Below are 25,296 nucleotides of genomic sequence, written 5' to 3' on the forward strand. Positions count from 1 at the left end.
CAATAATAACATCATTTTGTTCATAAAGTTCACGAGAGTTACAAATCATGCAAATCGAATGATTCAATAAATGTGACAAATGCATTAATTACATTTACCTCTAATGATTCATTATGATAGAGCATCCATGTATTACGTATTAACGGGTTATTTTCTTTATCCTTGATAAACACTTTATGGATATCTTCATTTCCTTTTAAAATCATACTTGGCATTATTGCATATCCAAGTCCATTTACGACCATTTCTTTACAAGTATCGACTTGGTCTACCTCCATTGTAATCATCGAGGGTTTTGTATAATTCTCCATCCACCAGTGGTCAATAATAGATTTTAAGAAATTGTCAGTTTTATAATTGATTCTAGGCAAATCTGGTAAATTTTTTAAGTCAATTTCTTCTTTTGAGGCAACACAAAGTTGGTCTTCAAATAATAATCGCTTTTGCTCCATCCATGTATATTCACCGCGAACAAATGCAATATGAATATCCTTTTTATATAAAGAATGGAAAAGATCTCGGCTCCATCCAGTTGTTACTTTGAATTCTACATTCGGATATTTGTCCTTAAAAGCCCTTAATAATTGCGGAAGTTTATATTTAGTGAAAAAGCTTGAAACACCTAAATTAATGGTTCCGACCACTTTGCTTTCCATATTGGTCAAATTATCTTTTATTTGTCTTAATTTTAAAATCATTTCTTCAGCACTTTTAGCAAGGTATTCTCCCTGTGGTGTAAATTTGACACCGCGTCTATCCCTATTAATTATTTTAATCCCAAATTCTTTTTCAATTTGTTTAATTCGATTTGTTAAGGCCGGTTGTGAAATAAATAATTGTTTACCCGTTTTTGTTATATTTTTATTTTCATAAAGGACTTTAAGGATTTCCCAATCCTGACTCCGCATTCCATTCCCCCCTTTAGATATTCAGAAATTTTATGACAGCCAATACAAATACGATATTTTACTTATATCTATCAATATACTATATTTATCAGTACATAAGAAAGATTGAGTTAATGGGTGAGGGGAAAAACATGATTCTTTGGATAGTCATCATCATCTGTACTGGTTTTCAAACGATATTAAACACAACTAGACCCATCATCACGTTATATGCTTCCGAAATGGGAGCGAATACATTTGATATTGGAATTTTAACAGCAGCATATGCTTTCTTTCCTTTAATTTTTGCCATTCATGCAGGGAGAATTGCCGATAAGATCGGGGACCGATTACCTGTGTTTTTTGGATTAATCGGGATTTCAATTGGGATGGTCATTCCTTATTATTTTCCTTCCATGCTGAGTTTGATTATTTCACAATTAATTGTAGGAACAGCAGCCGTCTTTATTACGGTATCTTTACAAAACATCCTTGGAAATATTGCGACAGAGGAAAAGCGTGATCAGTATTACAGTTTGTTTGGGATTGCTACCGCGATGGGGGCAATGATTGGTCCCATCATCGGAGGTTATTTAGGAGAACACATTTCTTATTCTTCTGTATTCCTTGCTTCGATTTTTATTAATATTGTTCCTATTTTAATTTCGTTTTTTATTCCGGTTCTTCGGAAGCAAGAAACTAAGCAAAAAATGAGCATCACTGCTTCTGTCGGATTATTAAAAATGCCGTTATTACGAAAAGCATTAATATCAAGTGCACTTGTTCTTTATTCAAAGGATATATTCATCGCTTATTTTCCGCTATTTGCTAAACAGTATGGGATTTCGACATCTACGATTGGTTGGATTATTTCAATTCAGGGACTTGCGATTATTCTCGTTCGATTCTTATTACCAGCTTTAACAGGAAGGCTAGGAAGAGACATTGTATTAATTGCATCCGTTTTTATGGCTGGAATATCATTTTTATTAGTTCCGTTTACAGGAAATGTGATTATATTAGGTGCGTTAAGCGCCATGATGGGACTTGGGTTGGGATGTGGTCAACCTCTTTCGATGACAACCACCTATAATGCTTCACCAAAATCAAGGACTGGTGAAGTACTGGGATTGCGACTTGCCTCAAATCGGCTGTCTCAGTTAATTGCCCCAGTCTTCTTTGGTTTGGTGGGTTCATGGGCTGGAATTTTCTCCGTTTTTTTTATCAGTGGCACGTTTTTACTTGGCGGTTTATTTGCCATTAAGCCAGAAAGGAAAAGCAAACTAGCTTCATAGAATACGTAAGCCTACAGCATGAAGGATAGCTGCAGGCTTTATTAATGACAACATAAAATCCTCATTTTTCATCTATTAACCTCTCTCCTACAACTACAGTTTAATAAATATACAACCTATTAAAAATGCCATTAACTATACAAAGTCATATTTTATTTCTCATATCCGTATAACTGTTATAAAATATAAGTTCAAGCATCCTAACGATTGGAGAAACAAATATGAGAGGTATATTTGAAAAAATAATGCCATATATAAAACGTGTCAGGGAATCTATTAAACGATTTTGGCGTGAAAAGCATCTGACAAAGATTTTGTTGCTGATTATGTTAGTTTTTATTTTAGTGACCATGCTTTTCTTTGCTTTCATGGCAACCCAAGCGAACGTCCAGTCATTGAAGGACGGTTTGCGCCAAGCCACTGTTATTTATGATAAAGACGGTGAGGTTGCCACCAATATTGTCACAAATCGAACGGAAGGTATTCAGGTTGAAGAACTACCCGCCCATGTAAAAAATGCAGTCATTGCAATTGAAGATGAACGCTTTTATAGCCATAATGGCTTTGATATTAAAGGAATCATGCGTGCTTTTTTTAATAATCTATTTGCAGGAAGAATTACTGGTGGAGGAAGTACGATTAGTCAGCAATTGACAAAAAATGCACTTCTCTCTCCTGAACAGACCTATAAACGGAAAATCGAGGAGCTCTTTTTAGCGTTAGAAATTGAAAAACATTATTCTAAAGATGAAATTTTGCAAATGTATTTGAATCAGGTATTCTTTGGAAATGGCTCATGGGGAATAAGTCAAGCTTCTAAAAAGTACTTTAATAAAGATATTGAACATGTATCGATTAGTGAGGCGGCAATGTTAGCTGGACTTCTCCAAGCTCCTTCTGCATTAGATCCTTATCGAAATTACGATGGAGCAATCAAGAGAAGAAATACTGTACTTTTGAAAATGCATGAATTAAAGATGATATCTGACGATGAATATGCACAAGCTAAAAAGGAAGAAATTAAGCTTGAGGACGGCGGCGGTAGTTATATTCAAAGAAACTATCCCTATTATGTAGATGCTGTTCTTGATGAAGCCATTAAAAAATACGGCCTAACTCAAGAGGAAATCCTTACTCGTGGGTACCGAATTTATACGGAAATGGATCAACAGATTCAAGCATCACTTGAAGCTGTTTATAAAAATGACTACCTCTTCCCAAAAGGTAGAGATGTGCTCGTCCAAAGTGGAGCCGTTATGTTACATCCTGAAACAGGTGGAGTACTCGGATTAGTCGGAGGCCGTGGTGACTATGTATTCCGTGGTTTCAATCGTGCCACCCATTTGCAGGCACAGCCAGGGTCAACGATAAAGCCACTAGCTGTCTATACTCCTGCACTTGAAGAAGGATATGAGGTAACTTCCGTGCTCAAGGATGAGTTAAAAACATATGGCGATTACACACCCGAGAATTTCTCAAGAACCTACCAAGGTGAGGTTAAGATGTATGATGCATTAGAGAATTCCCTGAATGCACCGACCGTGTGGCTGTTAGACCAAATTGGAATTGATAAAGGACTTGATGCTTTAAAAAGGTTTGGCATTCCTTATACCGATGAAGATAAATACCTCGGAATTGGACTTGGTGGTATGCATAAAGGGACTTCACCATTACAACTTGCAGAGGCCTATTCCGTTTTTGCAAATGATGGAAAACGACCAGATGGACATCTCATTTCTAAAATAGTAGGACCAACCGGAAATGTGATGGCTGAACATAAACATAAGACAACTCGAGTTACTTCCAAAAAAGTAGCCGATGATATGACGTCCATGCTTCTAAACGTAGTAGAAACAGGTTCAGGTAAGGGAACAAAAATCCCCGGAGTTGAGTTAGCCGGAAAAACGGGTTCAACACAGCTTCCTTATAAAGGTATAAATGGTACAAAGGATCAATGGTTTGTCGGATATACACCTAATTTCGTTGGTGCTGTTTGGTTAGGCTATGACAAAACAGATAAAACTCATTATATTCAAGGAAGCAGCTCAGATTATATCGTTCCTATTTTTAAAGCAATGATGGAGGAAATGCTCCCATCGATGGAAGTGGATTCGTTTGATGTCGTCTCGGTTAATGCGAAGCTATCCGGACAAGAGGATCGAAAACCAATTTCAAAAGAAGAAATCAAAGAAAAGGCTGAAAAAGTAGAAGAAGCCTTAAAAGAAGAAAGTGCAAAATGGAAGCTGGTTCTGGAAGAAGCTAAAAAAGACTTGAAGGATGTTAGTCAAAAAGTGAAAGAAAAAGTACAGGGATTACTTGGAAACTAGATTTGCTAAGAGTATTGTTCAATCGAGCAATACTCTTTTTAATTGATCCAATAGTGGCATTTGGAGTGACGTTAACATCCAAGTATTTGGTATTCTATGCACTCCACTGACATTAGGGAGACAGCATCATCCTAATATCTGGTACTTCGTGCAGCACCACGATGATTCAGGGGACGCAATCCCCCTAATATTTGGTATAACCATGTGCCTCTACGGACATTTGAGGGGTACCATCCTCCTATTTTCTAGTCAAGTCCTTAATGTTGTGTAAAAGTGTCAACAACGATAATCGGCCAATTAAAAATTTGTATAGAGACACTACATTTATTTCGAATTTACTTTGAGGGGCGGGTATGATAGCCTGGAGGGCAAGCCAGGTGTTGTTAAACTCCTGGCTTCCTGGCTTTACATCATGCCCGCCGGAGGCTCAATGTCAATTCGAAATTAGGCGTTCCGACGTTATTTGGCAGGTGACTTTTTTCTAATCCCCTCATTACTTCTTGTGTTTTTTTTCATTTCAAGTTCTTCATTTACTTGCATAAGGATAGCTCCAATCATTCTAAATGCAGATTGAGTATTTGGAAATATTCGGATGACTTGTTCTCTTCTTCTAACCTCTTGATTTAGGCGTTCCAGTGAATTTGTACTACGAATATATTGTTGAAATCTTACCGGTTCATTTAGGTATTGGATTGCATCTTCGAAGCCATCTTCTAAAGTTTGAATTGCTTTCTCCAGTTTTGGATTTTCTCCAAAACGTTCAAGAAACTCATCTTTAAACTTTCGGGCATCCTCTACACTTACAGCTTCAAAAATTCTTTTTAAACCAAGTTTTTCTTCATCTATCCCTTTTTTGGGAAGTACATTAAAGATATTTCGCTTGAGATGTACTGTACAACGTTGCCAAACCGTTCCAACAAAGACCTCTTTTAGAGCCTTTTTTAAGCCAGGATGTGCATCTGTAATAAATAGTTTTGGCGATTGTACTCCCCTAGATTGTAAGTGGTGTAAAAAGGCTTTCCATGCATCATAGCTCTCTACGTGATCTACTCTTACTCCAAGGATTTCTCGGCGGTTTTCTTCCGTAATGGCAGTAGCAATATAAACAGCTTTTGATACAACACGATTATGTTCGCGCACTTTAATATACATAGCGTCAGCAAAAATATAAGGATAGTATGTCGTATTCAACGGTCGATTTGCCCATGCGTTGACAATTGGATCGAGTTTTTCAGTAAGGGAAGAAACAAAAGACTTTGAAACACTTTCACCACATAATTGTTGAACTATATTTTTGACTTTTCGAGTAGACACACCGTTTACAACCATTTCTAGCATTGAAAGTACAAATGCTTGATCACACCGTGCATATTTTTCAAACAAGGAAGGTGAAAATCCTCCGTTGCGAGTACGAGGAACCTTTAGATTCACCCTACCAATACTCATAATGAGCTCGCGCTCATAGTACCCATTACGAGAATCAAATCGGTCATTAGTACGTTCATAAGCTCCAACTTGTAGATATTCGTCACGTTCTTTCTCCATCACAGAATTTAATACAAGAACAATCGAAGCTTTAATTACAGAGTCAATATCAGAATTCATTACTGATTCTTTTAAAAGATCGAGATCTAGGTTAAACTGTATTTGAGTCATTATTATTCCTCTTTTCTATGTTTTTCTTGGTCGTTAAACATTGTTGACAAAAAGGAATAAAATGACTCATTTTCTTTTTACACAATTATACGGACTTAATCTATTTTCTGGTATATCGTACATCTCCATGGCCATCCGATGGACACCAGCTTCCTAATATCTGGTACCTCATGTACCTCTACAGCCATTCGAGGGACACCACCCTCCTAATATCTGGTATACCGGGTACCTCCACGGCCTTTCGGGTAACGTCAACCTCCTAATATCTGGTATACCGAGTACCTCCACGGCCTTTCGGGTAACGTCAACCTCCTAATATCTGGTATACCGAGTACCTCCACGGCCTTTCGGGTAACGTCAACCTCCTAATATCTGGTATACCGGGTACCTCCACGGTCTTTCGGGTAACGCAAACCTCCTAATATCTGGGATATCATGGAACTGTATGAATGATAAAGCAGTTAACCTAACACTAATTCACTCAATAATGAACAAAAAGCCCTCTATTTAGGGCTTTTTTCAACAACTTCCAAAAAGTGTTTTAAGATACCGGCTGTTAAGCCCCATATGACACGATCTTCATAATAATAAAAGCATTCGTCCATTCCTCTTACCTGCCACTTATAATTCTCGCCGCCAATGATATCGTTAAATGGGAAGTTTTCTTCGGGTTCAACATGAAATTTCACTTTGAAAATTTGCGGCGGATTAGCCTGAAAAAATGACAATGGTACCGTAAACACCTCGCCAACTTCTGCTGGATTCGGGCGAATCTCATCAGGATTGGTTATCACACCGACAAATGGATAAATAATCGTACCAAATGGTGATACAAAATAATCTAATGGACTTACATCTGTAATCGAACTCTCTTTTATTCCTAGTTCCTCCATTGTTTCCCTAATCGCTGTATGTCTTTCATCTTTATCAGTTGAATCCATTTTCCCACCTGGAAAACAAATCTCACCTGGCTGCCTTCTTAGTTGGCTTGAACGAACCTCAAATAGGATATGGACTTCATTCTCTTTTTTTATCAAAGGAAGAAGAATGGAAAAGCGTTTGAATTCACCAAGACCTAATAGGGATGGAGTTCGATTTTTGACGACATTGACAATATTATCGATTTCCATAGTTCACCTCGAATATTTATTGTTTTAAGCCTTTAAAAGCTTGAATAAATTCAATTGGATCTTCTTTTATAAGATAGGAGAATACCCCTTGATTGGTATGGAGGTATAAAAAGCTTGTTCGGAAGGATACATCATACACATGCTCAAGTTGAAATTCATTTGCAGAAGAAAGGATTCTGTCTTCGAATAATCGTAGTTGATGATGTGTTTCGATATATTTTTGTTCATTCCACTCAATTTTTCTTTGTATAATAATATACGAATGAGATGCAATAAATTTCACAGATTCTCTCCTTTCTATTCCTATATTGTACCAGAAAATGATGTGTGAGGACTCCCATAACCAATATAGAAAAACCACAGTGAAATATTATCACTGTGGTCATCATTCTTATTGTTGTACTAATTCTTTTTCAAGGGCTTGTAAACGTTCCGCTACTTCTTCCTCAGATAAACCGTTCTCTTCTACATAACGGTTACGTGGATGAACACGACATTCATGAGTACAGCCTCTTAAATATTTATGCTCATTTTCTTCTGAACTTAGAATTTGTTTATTACATTCTGGATTTGCACAGTTTACATATCGTTCACATGGTTCACCAGTAAAATGGTCTTTACCAACAATAACGTGTTCCTTTTGATTTACTGGAACAGCAATTCTTTCATCAAAAACATAGAGTTGACCATCCCAAAGGTCACCTTGTACCTCAGGATCTTTTCCATAAGTTGCAATACCACCATGAAGTTGACCAACTTCCTCGAAGCCTTCTCTCACTAACCAACCAGAGAATTTTTCACAACGAATACCGCCTGTGCAGTAAGTTAAAATCTTTTTGCCTTCAAGCATATCTTTATTTTCACGTACCCATTGTGGTAAATCGCGGAATGTTTCAACGTCAGGTCTGATTGCACCCCTGAAATGTCCTAAATCATATTCATAGGTGTTTCGTGCATCTAGAATAATAGTATTCTGATCTTGCATTTTTTCATAAAATTCTTTTGGACTTAAGTATTTACCAGTTAATTCATGTGGATTAATATCATCCTCGAGGCTTAAGTTCACAAGCTCGGGACGTGGTCTAACGTGCATTTTCTTAAATGCATGTCCATCTGCTTCATCAATTTTAAATACAATGCTAGCGAAGCGTGGATCTTTTCTCATTTCTTCCATATACTTGTCAGTTTGTTCAATTGTACCGGAAACTGTTCCGTTAATCCCTTCAGTCGCGACTAAAATACGACCTTTTAAACCAATTTCCTTACAGAAAGCAAGATGTTCTTTAGCAAATTCGGCTGGATTTTCAATTGTCACATACTGGTAATAAAGTAATACTCGATAAGGTTTTGTTTCTGTCATTATTTTTCGACCGCCTATCATTAATATTTGCAAGATATGAATGTGTTTAGGATCGAATTACACTTTTTCTCTTACATCAGTGTATTGTATCAAATTCTTTAATACTAAATCAACGTTTTATACCTTCCTTATATTGTAAAGTTGTAATTTCGGTTTTTTTCTACAATAATATATCTATTCTTGACAATTGATATATAATAATCATGTCAAACTTTTTGGATGGGGGTTTCAAATATGAGTTTACCAAAAGCATTAACAATTGCAGGTTCCGATAGCAGTGGTGGAGCTGGCCTTCAAGCCGACTTAAAGACTTTCCAAGAAAATGGGGTTTATGGCATGTCCGCCTTAACTGTAATTGTTGCAATGGACCCAAATAATCGTTGGAATCACCAAGTGTTTCCCGTTGACCATGATATCATTAAGGCACAATTAGCAACAATCCTTGATGGCATTGGTGTTGATGCGGCAAAGACTGGAATGCTTCCTACTGTTGATATTATTGAAATTGCTGCAGACGCGGTAAAAAAACATAATCTTCAAAAATTTGTGGTTGACCCTGTAATGGTTTGTAAGGGCGAAGACGAAGTTCTATTCCCAGACCATGCCGTTGCTCTTAGAGAAATACTTACTCCTCTTGCAACCGTCATTACTCCAAATTTATTTGAAGCTGGCCAATTAAGTGGAATTGGTTCTATTACAACGATCGACCAGATGAAAGAAGCTGCAGTTAAGATACATGACCTTGGTGCAAAATATGTACTTGTAAAAGGTGGCGGAAAGCTAAAACACGATAAAGCAGTAGATGTTTTATATGATGGAAAGAAAATAGAGGTCCTTGAAGGCGACCGTTTTGAAACAACATTTACACACGGCGCAGGCTGCACTTCTTCCGCTGCGATTGCAGCAGGACTTGCAAAAGGATTAGATGTAAAGGTAGCCATATATGAAGCTAAGAAATTCATTACAGCTGCCATTCGTCATTCCTTCCAGCTAAATGAGTATGTTGGTCCAACAAATCATGCTGCACGTCGACTTTACGGTGATAACTAAGCTGTAGAAAAACTCTACAGCTTTTCTAATCTAAGGCAAAGGATAAAGCGCAAAACGCGGAGTCTTAGGGGATAAGTATGACAGAAGGTGTTTGTTACCTTCCGTAGCGATTGGTTAGACCTAAGAGCCGATACGCCCGGAACTGTACATTCCAAAAACCTGCCTAGACGAATTTTAAAGATGATGGTAATATTGTGAATATCATAGAATAATAGATTGTTCAGTCCATGTATTCACTTGTAAAAAGCCATAGGTAAGGAGTGTGTAAATATGCCTGGGATTAACAAAGAGATCGTAAAATTTTTACGCAAAAGAAACAACATGACTCAACGGGATTTTGCTAAAGCAGTAAATTGCAGCTTTGCGTTAATTGCTCTTGTCGAAGTTGGCAAACGCAGAATTACAAACAACCTTGAAACGAAAATCAAAGAGTCTTTTAATTTAGATGATCAACAAATATCATCCCTTGCATCCATCGTTCAAGAAGTAGCAAAGGGCGTACATCCTTATATGTAATATAATAAGGCTCTTTTCTAAGAGATTGTTGTTCTTAACCTAAAGTTTATTAGTGGAACTAGGGTGATTTCCGCTTCTGGCACTCGCTTTCCGCGGGCGATTCGCAAGCCTCCTCGCTCGTGCCTCACTGCGGGGTCTCGCTTGGCTCGCTATTCCCGCAGGACGTTGAGTTTGCTTCCTTGAATCTACACCGCACGAAGAAAATGCTTGCATTTTCGAGGATCTCGCGCCATACGCTCCAATCACTAGAGGGAACACTCTATGTGTCTGATAATACTTATTTATGGCTATATCCAAAACAACAAAGCTTGCAAAACAGCCTATAATAAAAAAGCAATTGGACATGCGCGCCAATTGCTTTTTTATTGGATTCTTGTAAAACCATATTCCTCGAATAAGGTTATGGCTTCCTCACTTGATAAGTATTCATAAAGTAGTGTTGCTTCTTCTACATGCTTCGAAGATTTTATAACCCCGATTGGATAGATAATGGGTGAATGGAATTTAGAGTCCACACTCGTGATAACTTGAATCTGATCTGACGTTTGCGTATCTGTTTTATAAACAAATCCCGCATCAACATTTTCTGTTTCTACATATGTAAGTACTTGCCGAACATCCTTAGCAAGAACAAGCTGATTTTCAATTGTATTCCACAGCCCCATATTGTTTAATGCTTCTTTTGCATATGCTCCTGCAGGTACAATTTCTGGTATACCGATTGAAATTCGCTCTGCCTTTTTCAAATCCTCCATCGATTTAATATTGTTATTATTTTCCTTCGGAGTAATTAAGACAATTTCATTACCGATTAAGTTTTGTTCAAATTTATTATGAATTAGGCCGTCGTCCCTTAAAGCATTAAATTTCTCCAGTGACGCGGATAAAAATAAATCTACTGGTGCACCTTGTGAAATTTGCTGAGCAAGTGCACCTGATGCCCCAAAATTAAAGGAAATATCTATTTTTGAATGTTTCTCTTCAAAATTTTTCTTTAATTCTTCGAGAACATTTTGCATGCTCGCTGCAGCAGAAACAGTTATTTCAATACTCTCAACATCATCATTTACCTCAGGAGACCCACATCCATGTAAAAATAAGCCAAGTATGAGTAAAAACATGAATCTATACATAAAACACCTTCCCCTAGTTAGTATAACTAAAAGGAAGGTGTTTTTGAACAATTATAGGTTTAATAATTCAACGTGCTTGCCAATGTGTTTTACAAGGCCATGTCGATACTCTTCTTCTCTTTCATTTAACGTGTTGAAGAATTCATCCTTGAAAATAAAGTTACCATCTTCATCTTTTGCTGTCAGTAATAATCCGTATGTCACGTGAATAACCTGTCTTGCTGCATCATTATTCATATATTCAGGAAGGTCGGCATCCGCAACCGTATCAAGTGGAACAATTGTACTCATATCTGGTGTAATATGATAATACTTAAGTGCTTCATCTAAATATTCTAGTGCATATGCATGCATTCTTCGGTAAAGATCTGGATTTACCTTTGCAATAACACGAACGGCTTCAAGCCAGTTTGTACCAGCAGTTTTGACGTGAAGAACACCGTTTGTATATTTCGCGATAATTGGAAACGCTGTAAATTTATCACTACCAGAGTGGATACTTAATTTATAGCCAAAGTATTCTGCAATTAGCGCATGTTCGCGCAATTCTTTTTCAAATTGTTCGATATTCCCTATATAATCGATTCCCTTTTGGAACTCACCACAGAATCTTGGAGCAAGGCTTGTAACGCTTACACCACGTTTTTGAAGTTCATTTGCTACAAAGAAATGTGCTGCCGGTGAAGTAACGGTTTCCGTTTCATCAATCGAAATTTCAAAATCAATATCACGACCAGCATTTACAATATATGTGTTATGAATATGAACCATATAATCTAAAGCGTTTCCATATAACAATACAAATTTCTTGACGATTTTTTCGTCAAACGCAATATCTAGACCATTAACTTCAAATCCTTTATTTACATACAGATCATGATAATGATTCTTTGTTTCTTCTGGAAGGTTATCAAATTCAGCACTGATTTCGTCTTCTGTCAAACCTTCTACACGGTTTTGAATATGGTCTGAGCAGTCTAATGTAAGCATTGACATTCCAAGCGACAACGCCATTTTAATATCTTCTTCTTCCTTTAAATGGTCGCCATCTGCACCAAATCCGCCTGTATAGCCTTCTTGAAATACAGCAAAGCTAGCAGCATCAATCACATCATTCATTGTTCGGTTGGTCAATGTTAATTCACGAATACTTTGTTGAGCTAGAATTGGCTTTACGCTATGGTTGCGAACGGTTTCAATATGTCCTGGAGAAGCGAGCCCTAGACGGTCACCAAGTCCCATAGTTGCCATTTTTGTACCGAAAGCTCTTGGTACTGTATATTCAAAATAACGGTTTAATACGAGACGGTTTTCATGTGTTAATGGACATGCTTTGCCATATTCAGCAATTACTGTCCCCTCTAATTCATCATATAAAGCACCTTCGCCAGTTGCAAGAATCCATTTTTGTTGTGAATCTCTCGCCATGATAAGGCTTACATTATCGAGGTGTGTTAGAGACTTTTCATATACCTTAACGTCACCCACATACTCGAAAACGCTTTCGTTTTTTAAAGCTTCAACTAGTTGTTTTAATTGCTCCATGGATATAGCCCCCTAAAATTAATGCCATTCTATTAAGATAATATCGTAATATACTAGAATTGTTAATAAAAAATTGGTTAATTCATAAATAAAAATTTAAAAAGTTTCTTCGTTTTTTCTATTTTTTGAGAATTCACAAGCACTCCCATTACCATATCAGAATCATCAATTGCTTCTTTAAATAGTGGTACTGCTGAACTATCAATTCCGGTTATTTGATTCTTGTTATCAAAATATAAAAATTCTTCATCAACTTGAAGACTATTATCTACCAATTCATTTTGGCTATAAAAATATTGATCATGATTCATCATCTCAAATTGTTTTTTATCAATGAACAGAACATCGAGGTCTCCTGTGGAAATTTCCGCGGAAACCTTTTGCAAAGCAGCCATTACAATATTAAAATCTGCTGCATCTGGTGCATACGGGATAACTTGAATCGATACTTCATGTGTTTTTCTTTCTTCATCCAAAAGAATTTCTTCATTTAGCTTTTGGGCGATTTTATTGATCTCATTCGAATCTACTAAATCCCCTAAAACGAAAATGGAAAGTGCAGGCTCCTTTTTTTGAGAATGGTTATTTACTAGAAAGACAGTAACAACGACTATTAATAAAAATGCAAACAAATAATATCTATAGTACTCCCAAATATACTTAGCCTTTTCTGCAGTACTCATTGCAGCAAATAATTCTTTGACCTTTCCTTTTTCCCCCAAATTCCTTACGTCCCTTCAAGCAAGATGTGTATGCTAGGAAAATTTACCTGTTATTATGCATTTTCATATTTTTCTTGTAAAAATGCAATACTGTCATCAATAAATGGTTCCGTTGTACTTTCAAGGAGAAATTGGATGTAAGGTTTTTTCGGCTTGATTAATTTCATAACTAAATCATAGTTTAAAAGGCCTTTTCCCGGAGGTGCAAATTTAAGCCTACCTTCTTCGACCACAAAATCTTTACAATGAACAATAATGATTCGATCCCCAAAAAGTTCAATTGCTTCCTCGAAGATTTCATTCTGAAGATGATAATTTTCGACTGTTAATAAATTGACCGGATCAAAGATGACTTGAAGATTATGTGAATTCACTTCATCCAATAATCGTTTTAAACGACTTGGATTATAAACAGGATGATTAACTCCCGCCTCTATCCCGACGATGACACCAAATTCCCTCGCTTCTTTAACAAGCTCTTTCACACTTTCTACTACATCTGAGAAAGGTTTTTCTTGAAAATTATCTACCGTAAATCCCATTTTCGCATGAACATTACCTGTTTCCGTTCCGACGACACTACAACCAAAATCTCTCGCAAAACGGATATGTTCCTTAAAACGGTCTAATGCTTTTTGTCGTTCCTTAAGGTCGGGATGAATCATATTAATATAACAGCCAAGGACAGCAATTTCGATGTTTTTTTGTTGAAAAGCCTTCCCTATATATCTACCATAGCCCGGAGAAAGACTCCCCAAGCTCGTGTTAAGGTCTGGAAACGATTTCGCCAATGCCAATTGCACAGATGATAACCCCTTATTGGCAATCGTTTGAACAAGTTCATCCAAGGAGCTTGCCTTTACATCATGAGCTCGAATACCTAGATTGATCATATGAGCACCTTCTTTACTTTACATATTTTGCCAGACCCAGAATTCCTTCTTTTACTTTTTTGGCAATAATACTGGCAAACTTATATGCCCCCTCCACGCGAAAATGCGTGTCATCACTGATTCCATCTGGATAGTTGGGATGTTCACCAGGTTCAAACCAAATAAAAAGGTCTTTACACTTTTCAGGTCCAAGTGATTCATATAGTTGTTTAGACTCATTCCATAAATCAATGAGATCTACTTGTTGCTCCTTCGCCAAAGCCATCATCGCCCTTGGATACTCTCCTAAACTGTTGGTAATTTTTCCATTTTCATCAAAAGTTCTTCGATGCATGGAGGTAATTAAAACTGGAATTGCTTTTTTCTCCCTTGCTCCACGAATATATTGCGTAAGATAAGACTGGTACGATGAATATGGCTCCGTTCTTCGCTGATCCTGTTTTTGATCGTTATGTCCGAATTGAATAAAGAGGTAGTCGTTCGGTTGAATTTCATTCAGGATTGTTTCAAGTCTTTTTTCATCAATATAACTTTTTGAGCTTCTTCCTCCTATGGCTAGGTTGTGGACGATGACATTGTCAAGAAAATAATGATGAAGCACCTGTCCCCAACCAGCTCTTGGTTCTTCGTTCGGAGGACAATCGGATACAGTTGAATCACCTGCAATATAGATATGAATGTTTTTCATCCTGTCACCTTCATCTACCGAAAACTAGGTTCGCTCTTGTCTGATTTGACTTCGGTTTTTCCGTTTACTTTTTCTTCTATTCTTGCAAATACCTTGATAGACAGCCACATGATCAGATAGGCTAGGAGACTTGCGCTCAAGAAAGGAATGAGCGATGGAACATAGGAAAAGCCGACATAAAGTATAATTATTCCGATTACCATTGAAAACGTAACAAGAGGATATGATAAGCCATACATGACGGCGTGTTTCAAATAGGTTTTTATCGTTCCTTTAAAGTGTACATAAATTGGAAAAATATAAAGTAGAATGACGATAAAAACCGAACTAATCGCGATTAATGCGTACCGAATCACAATGTATATAGCACTCGTGGTCGGAAGAAACACAAGATCAACATATAAAATATATCCAACGATGAATAGGGTCAGTCCTAGGAGGTTGGATTTTAAAAATTCCTTTTTGTATACACTCCAAAATGTTGAGAAAACAGGGATATCCTCTTCTCCCATAATCCATTTTCTAGTTACTGCAAAAAGGGCTACTGTAGCAGGTACAAAGCCAGCAATAACAAGTCCTACTACTGTAAATAGAAGCCATAGCAAATTTAAATAGACTAAACGGGAGATGGCCCCGCACCATTTATAAAATGGACTATCCAATCCTCCTAGCATACGTCTGTCCCCTCTCTTATTTCTTATATTTGACCTTGATAGCTTTTTAATAATTGATTAATAGAGATAGGTTTATGTTCCTGTACGGATTTCCAAACCGCTTCTCCAAGTGCAATCGAATAGGCACCTGCCTCAGCACCTGCTAAAATTTCATAATGGCGTCGTGGATCAATTCCCTGATACAAATCGTGAATTAATATGGGGTCACCACCACCATGACCACCAGCTGTTTTAACAACGTGAATGATTTCCTTTGAGCCAAATAACGGGTAAAAATCAATTGTTTGTTCAGGAACTTCAAATGGAACCCTACTTGGGGCATGGAATTCTTGCGTTTCAATTCTCCCCTTTGTTCCATTGATAGCTAAACGATAGCCTTCGAATGGAGTTGAGAAATTTATAGAATAGCTTAATAAAGCACCTTTATTATATTTTACTGTCGCTGTATATGTATCCTCAATGTTAATCTCTGAATCAAAAATACAAGCATCAGGACGATAATTGGTATAGGTATTATCCTTATGTTCCCCCATGTTTAAGTGATCATCTTCTACAACCTCTGAAAATTCACGAGGATTCCATCTAACATAATAATCACATTTGTCTCTCACATCACAGGTACCACAAAATCGATTATCTGTAGTTGGATCTGGGTTTAGTTCTCCATTTGGTCCATAATAATGTAAGGCACCATGAGCAAAAACTTCTTCTGGATATTGGTCTATCCACCAATTTACCAAGTCAAAATGATGTGTTGATTTATGAATGGAAAGCCCACCAGAAAACTCACGCTTTCGATTCCAACGCTTAAAGTAACTTGCTCCATGATAAGTGTCGATATACCAATTCAAATCAACTGAAGTTACTCTTCCAATTTTGCCTTCTAAAACAAGCTCTTTAATTTTTCGGTGGTATGGACTGTAGCGATAATTAAACGCTACTGTCACTTTACCTTTACTTATCTTTTCTGCCTCCATCACTTTTGCTGCATCGTTAGCCGTTGTAACCATCGGCTTTTCTGTGATTACATCCACATCATGTTCGAGCGCTTTTAAAATATAATCGATATGTGTGTTGTCGCGACTTACAACGATGATACAGTCCGGCTTCGTTTCTTTAATCATTTGTTCGACTTGGTCTGGATGGTATGAAGGAGTTTGGGCTAAGACTGGAAATTTTTCCTTACATAATTCAATACGGTACTCATCACTATCTAGCAATCCAACAATCTCACTTTGCTTTGCGAATTTTTCTAGTAATGGTGGAATAAACATTTTTAATGCTCTGTTACTTAATCCACAAACAGCATATCTCTTCATTTATAAAGAAACCCCCGCATGTTGAGTTAGTAATTTTTCCATTTCCATACTAGCCATGATAAATGCACCTGCGCCATGTAAATCATTATGACTTCGCTCTCGATTGATATAATAATCATATACCCCGATCGAAGTACCGATTACAATATCATCAATGATTAAGTTTCCATCTTCTGTTTCTTTGATTTTATGTTTGAGTAACCCATCGTAAGCCTTTGCGGCATGTGCAGCAAATTCTTCTCCCATATATTTTTTCGAAACAGCTTTTGCAATTACATAAACAAATAGACTAGAAGCAGAAGTTTCGAGCCAATTGTCTTCAAGGTTACCTTTATCAATGACTTGGTACCATAGACCTGTTTTTTCATCCTGATATTTCACGATATCGCGAACATAATCTTGAATAAATACAATCCACTCTTCTTTATGTGGATGGTCTTCAGGTAAAAGGTCAATCATGTCAATAACAGCTAATCCATACCAACCAAGTGCACGCCCCCAAATTTCTGGAGCTTTTCCATCTGTACGAGCCCATGGTTGAATGCATTTTTCATCCCAGCCGTGATGATATAAGCCAGTCGCTTCACTCTTTGTATACTTACGCATTAATTTTTCTTGATGAATAACCATATCGATTAATTCAGGCTCATTGAAATTTTGTGCAAAGTGTAGAGCAAATGGTCCACCCATATATAAACCATCCAACCACATTTGATATGGATACTTGTCCTTATGCCAAAATCCACCTTCATTCGTGAGATTTAATGTCGAAAAAATATGACGTAAACGACGAGCTGCAAGTTCATATTTTTTTAGACCAGTAGCTTTATATAATGGGAACAATAGGAGTCCTGCTTGAATAGAATCTAGTTCATCTCTCGCAAATAATAAATTCCCATTGTCATCGATATTGTGATCAACATATGCCTTTAAATAATCATAATATTTCTGTTCACCTGTTTTGTTATAAACTAAGTCCATCCCACATAAAAATACACCTTGGTGATAATGCCAACGTCCACCAGGCGGAAGCTCCTCAGGAGTGAATTTTTTCATCAGTGTATCACATGTTTTTTTCGCAAAATATAAAGGTGATTTTTCAATTTTTGTGTTATTCAAGAATCAACACCCTTTCTCATCATAATCATTTGTAAAATTTGTAAACGGTAACAAACCTCCTGATTTCATGATAGGATATTTATAAAATAATAACTATAATCATTTAATTTACTTTTAAATAAGACCATAATCCCATGAGTTTAGTAGAAACATTCTAATATTATGAACACAATGTGACATAATGATTATTCAATTTATTTAAAAGTACATCTATAATAAAAGGACATTCAAATATTACAGGGATGTTACAATTCTATTAATTGCCCTCTCATTTGAATAGTTTGGAGTGATTACATGAAATTTAAGTTACCCGGAAGTTTCTTCCATAGGATGATTTTATTTGCTAGCATATTAGCCATTATACCTGTCGTCGTTGTTGGAATATTTTCTTTCATTCGTTCTACCTCTGTTGTAGAAAATTATGTTGCAAAAGAAAAAGAGCATAGCGTGTACCAAATTCAAACAAATGTTGAGCAAGTAATTAAGTCAGTGGATCAGTCCTTAACTCAATTAGCATCCTCATCTAAAATAATTGAATCATTAAGGGAGCCACTTACAACTAGACAGTTCCAACTTTATAACCAGCTCAGAGACGACCTTAGTCATCAACAAACATTCGATACTCGTTTAACAGATGTTGCGCTAATTAGTCTCGAAAACGACTGGCTTGTAAACAACTATGGGTTACAACGACTTTCTGAACCCCAACTTCAGGAAATTTCAGATCGGTATCTTTCCCTTAGGACAAGCTCTGTCTGGCTTTTAGAAGAGAATTCAAAAGAGCCGCTGTACAAAAAGGTTGCTTCTCGTGCCTGCGGTTACAATTTAAATTTAATAAAAAAAATCCCGATTATCTCATCTAATACAACAGGGATGATAATCGCCAATATTCCAACATGTAGTTTTCGTGATATTTTACAGAAGGACAATTCCTTAGAAAAATTCTACATCCTAGATGAAAATGAAAGCGTTGTCCTTCATAATGATCTGCAAAAAATTGGACAAGCCTTCGAATATAGTGATGTCATAACTGAAAACACAACTCTTGAAAATGATTCTGGTCAATTTACGATTACATCAAACAATACGGATTATCTATTTACCTATCGAAAATCGTTTTACAATGGCTGGATTTATGTTTCCATTGTTGAGCTTAATGAATTAGCAGCGCAATCAAGATCAATTGGATGGTTGACTTTAGCCATCACATTATTGATTGCGGGTATATCTTTATTATTAGCGTTATTTGGAAGTAAACTAATCTATCAACCTATTAAACAATTACAAAATGTCATTTTACATTCACTCACAAATAAAGAAGAAAGCAAAGACAGAAATGAATTCGTCTTTATCGAGAATCATGTGAAAGACATGCTAAAGCAAAACGATTTCTTGGAAAAATCATTACAAAACCAAATTAGTCAGCTAAAGCAATTTTTCATGCACCGGCTTTTAACCGGTAAAGTTAGTGAAGAAGAACTTGAGGGTAGAATGCAATATTATGGGTATAATTTGGATTTTAAATGGCTTAGTGTTTTAACAGTTCAAATTGACAGCCTTGAGGGTACTTCCTACAAATCAAAGGAAGAAGATGTATTATTATTTGTAATCAATGGGCTTGTGGAGGAACTAATCCCAAGCGATGAGCGAATGTCACCAACTGTTAATAAACAAACCCAAGTCACCCTATTACTCAGCAATATTGAATCAAAAATTGAGTTTAATCAGTATGTAAATGATATTGCAGAAAGAATTCAGAAAAGGGTAAGAAAAGAATACAGTATTCCAATTAGTATCGGAGTAAGTGAACCTTTTAAAGATGTGTTAGAGACAAGAACAGCCTATAAAGAATGTCTAGAGGCTCTTAAATACACACTTAAATATGGCACGGAATCGATTATCTTTTTTGAAAATCTTGAAATTGGAAAAGGGCTACACACCTATTTCCCTAAACGGATTGAAAATGAACTATTCGATTCAATTAAGGTAAATGATAAAGAAAAAGTATATAGCTTACTAAACGAGTTAATTGATGAAATCTTTTCCGAGGATTTAAATCATGTTCAATACCAAATTTCTTTAGTTCGATTTTTAAGTGATTTAATAGAGTTAATGCATACTTTAGCAATCAATGTTCTTGATTTAGAAGACAACCGTTCTATTTTTGAAAAGATCTATGAATTGAAATCAAGGGAAGATGTAAAGGAATGGTTTATTAACGTAATAATCGACCCTCTTCTTCAAAAAATTGAGGATCGTGCTGAATCACAATATAAATCTATTTCAGAAAACATTGTTCATATTATCCATGAAGAATTTGAATCTAACATTACACTGGATATGATTGCAAATCGACTTCACTATAACCCGAACTATTTAAGTAGTATTTTTAGAAAGGAAATGAACATTTCGTTTAGTGAATATTTATCCATGTATCGAATTAATATGGCGAAAAAATGGCTCGCTGAAACGGACATCTCTGTCAAAGATATTTCAGATAAACTAAACTTTAATAACTCCCAGAACTTTATTCGCTCGTTTAAGAAAATCGAAGGAACAACACCTGGTAAATACCGTGAAACCGTAAGAGCAAATTAGCTTTGACCAGCCAGCACTTGTGACCTCGAGCTACTCAAAGCGAAGCTTCTTGCAAGATACTCGCAAAAGCCTATTCAAAGTAAAATCTGGCTAGGCACTGGAGCTAGACATTAGAAAAGGAGATACACTCATGCAAAAAATAGTAGTCTCTCAAAATGGTGATGGGGATTTTACAACCATTCAAGCCGCAATTGATTCCGTTCGGGTCTTTCCATTGGAACCAGTGTGGATTTATGTAAAAGAAGGTATATATGAAGAAATCATTACCGTTCCAGAAAACAAACCTAATATCACGATCGTTGGTGCAGGAGAAAACAAAACCATCATCTCGGGAAGTAAATATGCCCGTATGAAAAATAAAAATGGTGTGGAAATCGGTACATTTGAAACAGCTGTTTTCCATGCCTTTGCAGACCTCTTCCACTTGGAGCAGCTAACGATTCAAAACGTCGCTGGTTTCGGTGATGAGATCGGTCAAGCACTTGCATTATATGTAGCTGGCGATAAATGTAGCTTTAACCAAGTGAGACTTTTAGCAAACCAAGATACCCTATATACCTCGAATGGTAGGCATTATTTTTCTAATTGTTATATTGAAGGTCATGTTGATTTTATCTTTGGGTCAAGCGTTGCTGTTTTTGAAGATTGTACGATTCATAGTTTGCGGAACGGCTATATTACTGCTGCTTCCACTTCAGAGGAAACGGATTTTGGCTTTTGCTTTAAAAACTGTAAGCTAACAGGTGAAAAGGAAGCCACTGGAGTATTTTTAGGCCGTCCATGGCGACCATATGCTCATACAGTATTTATTAATACTTGGATGGGTGAGCATATCCATCCTGATGGTTGGGATAATTGGCGAAATGAAGAAAATGAAAAAACCGCTCGTTATTTTGAATTTGGCAGCACTGGACCTGGAAGTGACTCCTCTGGAAGGGTTCGTTGGGCTAAACAATTAACAGAAGAGCAAGCTGCTAAATACACAGTGGAAAATATTTTCTTTTCAAAAGATAAATGGTTACCTAAATAAGCTCCCGATTTGGGAGCTTACAGTCTGTTGACAAACGCTCACATGACTTTAGTTGCTTGCCTAGCTTGTCCGCTCATGAAGGTAACTTCTATTCGCATCTTCGCTCGGATGCGTGCCTTGTCTGACAAGCGATTTCAAGACAGTCTGGGGAATCTAGATATCCTGTAAAAAATAAGCTCCCAATCTGGGAGCTTATTTTTTTGTTTTAATCTAAACCGAAGTATTCGAAATAGTCAAAGTCAGCATAGTTGGATGAATCTGTTCCATTGGAACTTGCATACATTCCCATATATGCACCAGTAAATCCTCCAGCAACATCTGTACTTAAAATTCTCCCATTAACACCTTCCATAAGGACTTTCCACTTTTCTTGTTCTTCTGCAAAATAAAAATGATAGGACTGTCCATATGCCTCTACTTTTAAAAAGACCTTTTGATGTTGATACGGTTGAACAGCGAGGATTTCTTCCTCTCCCGCTTCTCTCTTCACTAATCGAATCTCCGATTGAGTGTATTCAACACGATACTGAAAATCAATATTTTGCAGTAAAACTAATCCTGCCACCTCACTTCTAGTGATTGGAGAAAATTCCATTTTTGTTCGAGCAGCAAAGTTGATATGACATTGTCTCCTTCCAATAAAAGCCGGGTTAACATCTTCTGTTATCCTTTCAGACTTTAAGTGTAATCGTAAATAGCCAGGACGATCGTCTAAAGACCAAAAATCCCCTCTTGGTGTGCGGATAAAATTCCATTGCATCCGTATTTCCGGAAGATCAAAATGATCACAAGCAGGCTCTGTTGACCATCTTTTTTCTTTTAAATTGGGTTTGCCCCCTTCCATTTCAACAATCCCTTTTCCTGGATTGACAACGGGCCACCCCTCTTCCCATTTAAGCGGAACAAGAAATGTTTCCCTGCCTAGGTTGCGATACATGCCTCCGTATGGACGTGACCCCAAACAAACCATCCACCATTCACCATTGGTTGTTTCAACTAAATCTCCATGCCCTACATTCGCGATTGGGTATTCTCTTCCTAAATGACGATGTGTCAAGATCGGATTTGTTTTGGCGCCTTCATAGGGTCCTGTTATTGATTCACTTCGGGCAACCGTTACTGAATGGGTAAAACCTGTACCACCTTCTGCAATTAATAAATAGTACATGCCATCCACTTTATAAATGTGTGGGGCTTCCTGGGCATGAATATACTTCAACGCCCCGTCCCAAAGACTATATTTCTCTCCGGTTAATTGCTTCGTTTCTAGGTCTAATTCCTGCAGCCAAATTTCCATATGTTTTGGGTACAACTGACCACCTGGTGGGCGTCGATTTGCTGTAACATATACTTTTCCATCATCATCAAAAAATAAAGAGGTATCAATACCAGGACAGTCATCTAACCAATACGGATCAGACCATGGCCCTTCAGGGTTCTCAGCTGTAACAAAGAAATTTCTTCTTGCACCCGTTTGGCTTTCCACAAAAGTAGTAATGACATAAAATATACTTTTGTGATATCGAACCGTTGCTGCATAAATGCCTTTTGAATTCGGTGTTCCATCCAAATTTAGCTGGCTTGGTCGGGTTAGAACATGCCCAATTTGACTCCAATTTACTAAATCCTTACTTTTGAAAATGGGAATCCCGGGAAAATATTCAAAAGTGGATGTAACGAGATAATACACATCTCCTACTCGACAAATCGAAGGGTCCGGGTAAAATCCTGGAATAACTGGGTTTTTGAACGTAGACATAAAAATTCTCCCCTTTATTTGTGAACAGTAAAATAATCGAAATCTACGTACCCTTTGCTAAATTCATGTTCGCTGTTACAACAGTAGATTCCAATTTGAGCACCTACCCATTTTCCTGGAGTGGCCTCAAATCCATCCTCTATCTTCTTATAGGTGACTCCATCCTCACTATAACTAAAGCTGCACATCGCACCTTCTTTTACTTCTACATGTAGATATAGTTCATTCCCACCTAATTTCCCAACATAGACTTCACTTTGAAGCTTCTCCTCATCTCCAGTCAAATAAAAAACGCCTAACTGTTCGCCGGTCTGTTTTATGGCAATCGAAGCATATTGTCTTCCTAAAATAAGTAGGCCACCTTGGTCTTGCTCTGATTCGGGAGCAACTCTTAGTTTTGTTGTTACTTTAAAGGTTTCAGCAGGAAATTTCTGTGTCATGATATTTGGGAAATTGTAAAGATTTGTTTCACCAGGATGTCCGATTGCGTGTAATCGCAGCAAACCATCCTTTAATTCATACCCATGAGATTTAAGATTTGCTTGCCATTGCCATTGAAGTCCTAATTGATTCGCACTAAAATCATCACTCATGTCAGGAACATTTATCTCTGAATCTACTAGAGTTCCTGGCTTTTTCCATTGAAGAACAGGTTCACCGACACCATCCTTGTTTTGATTTTGTCCCATCACTGGCCAATCATTTTCCCAATCCATTGGCTGGAGATGAACAATTCGACCGTAAGCTCCCTTATCCTGAAAATGAAGAAACCATGATTCTCCTGTTTCTGTTTCAACCCACCCGCCTTGATGGGGGCCATTTATATTCGTATTTCCTTGATGTAACACGATTTTATCTTCATAAGGACCGAATATATTTTTAGAGCGAAGAATAGTTTGCCAACCCGTTGCAACTCCGCCAGCAGGTGCAAAAATATAGTAATAGCCATTTCGTTTGTACAATTTGGGGCCTTCTATCGTCGGATGATTTTCATGACCATCAAACACATGGACTCCATCGTCCAGCAGCGCTGTTCCTTCCGGCTTCATTCGACTTATATGAAGAATACTTTTAAACCCAATTCTACTTTTTGCAAAAGCACTTACTAGATAAGCCTGACCATCATCATCCCAAAATGGACAAGTATCAATCCACCCCTTTACTTTCTTAACTAAATGTAGGGGCGTCCATTCCCCAGCTGGATCATCTGCCGTACTCATAAAAATCCCTTCATCTGGCGCACCAAAAAACACCCAAAACTTTTCATTGTGATATCGAAGACTGGGTGCCCAAACCCCTTCGCCATGACGTGGTTTATCATAGCTTTCAAAAGGTAATGTTTCCGCAACATGATTGATAATTTTCCAGTTCACAAGATCAGTTGAATGCAAAATGGGTAAACAAGGCGACATATGAAAGCTGGATGAAACCATATAATAATCTTTACCAACACGAATAACGTCTGGGTCTGAGTAATCTGCATGTAAAATTGGGTTTTGAAACATTCCATTTTCTAAATCGGCTTGCCACACTCTTTGAACAGCAAGACTCTTCTTAGTTTCTGTCATGTATGATTCAACTCCACACAAGTTATT

The 25,296-nt window shown here is 37.1% G+C and carries 21 protein-coding genes; 6 read left to right on the forward strand and 15 right to left on the reverse strand.

Going from position 1 to position 25,296, the window contains the following annotated elements:
* Window positions 1–38: 38 nt before the first annotated feature.
* Window positions 39–908 carry a LysR family transcriptional regulator gene (locus RGU12_RS06285; RefSeq protein WP_309535299.1) on the reverse strand — a complete coding sequence of 290 codons (870 nt, stop codon included), beginning with the start codon at window positions 906–908 and terminating at the stop codon, window positions 39–41.
* A 131-nt stretch (window positions 909–1,039) separates the two neighbouring features.
* Between RGU12_RS06285 and RGU12_RS06290 the strand changes: the two genes are divergently transcribed.
* Both RGU12_RS06290 and RGU12_RS06295 read left to right on the forward strand, forming a co-directional pair.
* Window positions 1,040–2,182: an MFS transporter gene (locus RGU12_RS06290; protein WP_309535300.1), complete on the forward strand. Its 1,143-nt coding sequence runs from the start codon at window positions 1,040–1,042 to the stop codon at window positions 2,180–2,182.
* Window positions 2,183–2,427: 245 nt separating this feature from the next.
* Entirely contained in the window at window positions 2,428–4,509 is a 2,082-nt protein-coding gene (locus RGU12_RS06295) for a transglycosylase domain-containing protein (protein WP_309536278.1), read from the forward strand.
* A 459-nt stretch (window positions 4,510–4,968) separates the two neighbouring features.
* Here the strand turns inward: RGU12_RS06295 and RGU12_RS06300 are convergent, their stop codons facing one another.
* The 4 genes from RGU12_RS06300 to trhO all read right to left on the reverse strand — a co-directional run bounded on the left by RGU12_RS06300 (window position 4,969) and on the right by trhO (window position 8,655).
* Window positions 4,969–6,165: an IS256 family transposase gene (locus tag RGU12_RS06300; RefSeq protein ID WP_309535301.1), complete on the reverse strand. Its 1,197-nt coding sequence runs from the start codon at window positions 6,163–6,165 to the stop codon at window positions 4,969–4,971.
* Window positions 6,166–6,668: 503 nt separating this feature from the next.
* Window positions 6,669–7,295 (reverse strand): NUDIX hydrolase, encoded by a 627-nt coding sequence (locus RGU12_RS06305; RefSeq protein WP_309535302.1) that lies wholly within the window; start codon window positions 7,293–7,295, stop codon window positions 6,669–6,671.
* 16 nt (window positions 7,296–7,311) lie between these two features.
* Window positions 7,312–7,578, reverse strand: a complete 267-nt coding sequence (locus RGU12_RS06310) for a hypothetical protein (RefSeq protein WP_309535303.1) — start codon at window positions 7,576–7,578, stop codon at window positions 7,312–7,314.
* 108 nt (window positions 7,579–7,686) lie between these two features.
* The gene (gene trhO / locus RGU12_RS06315; RefSeq protein ID WP_309535304.1) at window positions 7,687–8,655 is read right to left on the reverse strand and encodes an oxygen-dependent tRNA uridine(34) hydroxylase TrhO; all 969 of its coding nucleotides are present in this window, start codon (window positions 8,653–8,655) and stop codon (window positions 7,687–7,689) included.
* Between the two features lie 234 nt (window positions 8,656–8,889).
* Here trhO and RGU12_RS06320 point away from each other — a divergent pair, with 234 nt between their 5' ends.
* Complete coding sequence (locus tag RGU12_RS06320) at window positions 8,890–9,705, forward strand: bifunctional hydroxymethylpyrimidine kinase/phosphomethylpyrimidine kinase (protein WP_309535305.1); 816 nt, start codon at window positions 8,890–8,892, stop codon at window positions 9,703–9,705.
* A 270-nt stretch (window positions 9,706–9,975) separates the two neighbouring features.
* Window positions 9,976–10,221 (forward strand): helix-turn-helix transcriptional regulator, encoded by a 246-nt coding sequence (locus RGU12_RS06325; protein WP_223254384.1) that lies wholly within the window; start codon window positions 9,976–9,978, stop codon window positions 10,219–10,221.
* A 362-nt stretch (window positions 10,222–10,583) separates the two neighbouring features.
* On the opposite strand, the gene modA is transcribed toward RGU12_RS06325, so the two are convergent.
* From modA to RGU12_RS06365, 8 genes are all read right to left on the reverse strand, one after another.
* Entirely contained in the window at window positions 10,584–11,354 is a 771-nt protein-coding gene (modA, locus tag RGU12_RS06330) for a molybdate ABC transporter substrate-binding protein (protein ID WP_309535306.1), read from the reverse strand.
* Between the two features lie 51 nt (window positions 11,355–11,405).
* Entirely contained in the window at window positions 11,406–12,899 is a 1,494-nt protein-coding gene (locus RGU12_RS06335) for a tagaturonate epimerase family protein (RefSeq protein ID WP_309535307.1), read from the reverse strand.
* Between the two features lie 77 nt (window positions 12,900–12,976).
* Entirely contained in the window at window positions 12,977–13,621 is a 645-nt protein-coding gene (locus RGU12_RS06340) for a hypothetical protein (protein WP_309535308.1), read from the reverse strand.
* Window positions 13,622–13,674: 53 nt separating this feature from the next.
* Window positions 13,675–14,514 carry a sugar phosphate isomerase/epimerase family protein gene (locus RGU12_RS06345; protein ID WP_309535309.1) on the reverse strand — a complete coding sequence of 280 codons (840 nt, stop codon included), beginning with the start codon at window positions 14,512–14,514 and terminating at the stop codon, window positions 13,675–13,677.
* Between the two features lie 13 nt (window positions 14,515–14,527).
* Window positions 14,528–15,202 carry a rhamnogalacturonan acetylesterase gene (locus tag RGU12_RS06350; protein ID WP_309535310.1) on the reverse strand — a complete coding sequence of 225 codons (675 nt, stop codon included), beginning with the start codon at window positions 15,200–15,202 and terminating at the stop codon, window positions 14,528–14,530.
* A gap of 14 nt (window positions 15,203–15,216) precedes the next feature.
* A complete protein-coding gene (locus tag RGU12_RS06355; protein ID WP_309535311.1) occupies window positions 15,217–15,876 on the reverse strand; it encodes a YesL family protein in 660 nt (219 codons plus the stop codon).
* 23 nt (window positions 15,877–15,899) lie between these two features.
* The gene (locus RGU12_RS06360; protein WP_309535312.1) at window positions 15,900–17,195 is read right to left on the reverse strand and encodes a Gfo/Idh/MocA family protein; all 1,296 of its coding nucleotides are present in this window, start codon (window positions 17,193–17,195) and stop codon (window positions 15,900–15,902) included.
* Window positions 17,196–18,314, reverse strand: a complete 1,119-nt coding sequence (locus tag RGU12_RS06365; RefSeq protein WP_309535313.1) for a glycoside hydrolase family 88/105 protein — start codon at window positions 18,312–18,314, stop codon at window positions 17,196–17,198.
* Between the two features lie 294 nt (window positions 18,315–18,608).
* Here RGU12_RS06365 and RGU12_RS06370 point away from each other — a divergent pair, with 294 nt between their 5' ends.
* Window positions 18,609–20,912, forward strand: a complete 2,304-nt coding sequence (locus RGU12_RS06370) for a helix-turn-helix domain-containing protein (protein WP_309535314.1) — start codon at window positions 18,609–18,611, stop codon at window positions 20,910–20,912.
* A gap of 130 nt (window positions 20,913–21,042) precedes the next feature.
* Window positions 21,043–21,942: a pectinesterase family protein gene (locus RGU12_RS06375; RefSeq protein WP_309535315.1), complete on the forward strand. Its 900-nt coding sequence runs from the start codon at window positions 21,043–21,045 to the stop codon at window positions 21,940–21,942.
* Window positions 21,943–22,147: 205 nt separating this feature from the next.
* Here RGU12_RS06375 and RGU12_RS06380 read toward each other — a convergent pair whose 3' ends face one another.
* Window positions 22,148–23,701 carry a glycoside hydrolase family 43 protein gene (locus RGU12_RS06380; protein ID WP_309535316.1) on the reverse strand — a complete coding sequence of 518 codons (1,554 nt, stop codon included), beginning with the start codon at window positions 23,699–23,701 and terminating at the stop codon, window positions 22,148–22,150.
* Between the two features lie 14 nt (window positions 23,702–23,715).
* On the reverse strand, window positions 23,716–25,269 hold the full coding sequence (locus RGU12_RS06385) for a glycoside hydrolase family 43 protein (RefSeq protein ID WP_309535317.1): 1,554 nt from the start codon (window positions 25,267–25,269) through the stop codon (window positions 23,716–23,718).
* Window positions 25,270–25,296: the final 27 nt, after the last annotated feature.

Origin of the sequence: Ferdinandcohnia sp. QZ13 (assembly GCF_031324165.1) — a bacterium.
Taxonomy (GTDB): domain Bacteria; phylum Bacillota; class Bacilli; order Bacillales; family Bacillaceae_L; genus Ferdinandcohnia.